This window comes from Synechococcus sp. R6-10 (assembly GCF_047461815.1).
Lineage (GTDB): Bacteria > Cyanobacteriota > Cyanobacteriia > Thermostichales > Thermostichaceae > Thermostichus.
In genome coordinates, this window is the sequence record NZ_JANSHW010000446.1 from 1 (window position 1) to 1,801 (window position 1,801).

Annotated in this window: 2 protein-coding genes; one reads left to right on the forward strand and one right to left on the reverse strand. The window is 58.1% G+C overall.

Annotated elements, in window-relative coordinates:
- On the reverse strand, positions 1 to 1,103 hold a 1,103-nt coding region (locus NW837_RS11955; protein WP_414331794.1), incomplete at its 3' end, for a TIGR03985 family CRISPR-associated protein.
- 165 nt (positions 1,104 to 1,268) lie between these two features.
- Between NW837_RS11955 and crn3 the strand changes: the two genes are divergently transcribed.
- Positions 1,269 to 1,801, forward strand: a 533-nt coding sequence (gene crn3, locus NW837_RS11960) for a CRISPR-associated ring nuclease Crn3/Csx3 (protein WP_414331797.1), incomplete at its 3' end; no start/stop codon positions are given.

A 1,801-nucleotide genomic window follows, 5' to 3' on the forward strand; every position in this document is an offset into this window, starting at 1 on the left:
AACTCCGGGGAAAATCGAAGGATCAACAATGCCTTGGGCAGGTAAAAATCGGATCCCCAGGCTTCTTCCCATGCTGCTTGGACTTCCTCTGGGCTGGGCAGCTTCCTCTGCCGTTTGCGGGTTGCCAGCTCTGGCGGAATGGAAGGAGCGTCCCAGGGAATCACCGCCAGGCGCTTAGACTGGATCCGATCCAGCCGAAAATTGTGCCAGCCCAGGGATCCTTCGGGGGTGGGAAGCTGGCCAAAGGCTGCCAAATACTTGGCGCGGCGGGCATAGAACAAACAGACTGGGTAAGTGAGAACGTGTCGGATCCCATGTTGGCGGGTGGCGTAGTCAAAACCGATCACCCCCGCTTCTGGGTTGGCCCAAAAGGCTTCCAGCTGGTTTTGATATTCGTCCACCCGTTCTTGCTGTTCGTCCGAGAGGATGTACTCAAACCACACAAACAGCCGCCGCTGGGAGTGCTGATCGCGCCAGCGGGACGGAGTCCTTTGATTTTCCCAGATTTCATCCAGCAAAACCTGCACATCTGGATGTACAAAGGCCACATCGCTGAGGATGTGATAGATCTGTTCCAGTTGATGGCCCGATAAGGTCAAAGCCGATGAAGATACGGGCAGTTGGGGACGATCCCCCGGCGCACGGCAGCGAAAATTATCTCTCCGCCTAGAGTTGGCCTGAATTTGTTGCAGCCAACCCCGGGCAGCCAGGTAATCCAGCTCTTTGCGCAGTGTGCGATGGGTCTTGTGAAAGGGTTGAGCAGATAGCAGCGCTTCCAGATCCGGAACTTCTGCTTTTAAGGCGGCCAATAGGTTGGGATCCTTCAGCCAAAACCTCAAGGGTTTCCAGCAAATGCAGTCAACATCAGGACAGGGTGAAGGGATCCCTTTTGCCAGATCCTGCTTGGGATGCCACGGCGAGAGCAAGCGATCCCGGATGTGGGTGTAGCCAAAGGTTTCCGGCAGGTCTGGCCAGCGGTTTTCGCCATAGAGGCAGTGGAGCAGTACCCACAGGCGCACGGCCCGCTCCAGGCGCTCGGCCAACTGACCGCCCGCTAACCAACGCAACACTTCCACCGTCAAAGGCAGCTCAAATCCGCTCATCCGACAGTTCCCTCGGTTCTTAGGTCAACCAGTTGATGGCACTTCAGGCCAGGGATTTTTTTGAAGTAAGGCGCAAACGAGAGCCTGACCACTCTGCCACGATTTGGAATCCCCCACTTCCAATCTCTTCCATACTGAAGTCAACCTGTCTCGTCAAATCTGCCCATGGCTGCTGTGGCACTGCATTTGCTTTCCGGCTGTCTGGCCGCTCGCGCCAGCGGGACGGAGTCCTTGGACCCTCGAAGATCCCATTCTTCGGAACTGTCTTTTCAGGTCATCGAAATTGAGCTGACCCGACCGGATCGCCTGGTTTTTCCAGAGGATTTGGCTCAGCTTCAGCTGCCTGCCGGGATCAATGCCCAGCTGGGGGTGGTTCTGACGGGGCGGGCCCCCATTTGGCTGTATGGCTGGCTGGTGCATGAGTGCCACTTCACCCGTTGGGTGGCCTGTTATGACCCACGCTTGGGCGCGGTGGTGGTCTCCAGCCATACCCCCGAAGTGCGGGTGGGCCAGGTCATCCCCTGGGTGCAGGGAAGGCCGGGCAAGGCCTACGGCCCGCTGACGCGAACAGAATTGGCAGCGGCGGTGATGGTGGTGGGCCCCCCCGACAGTGGCAAAAGCCGTCTTGCCCGCGCCCTCTTCGAAGCTCTGCTGCCGGAGCATCCCGATATTTATCTGCAACGGGCCCATTGGGATGG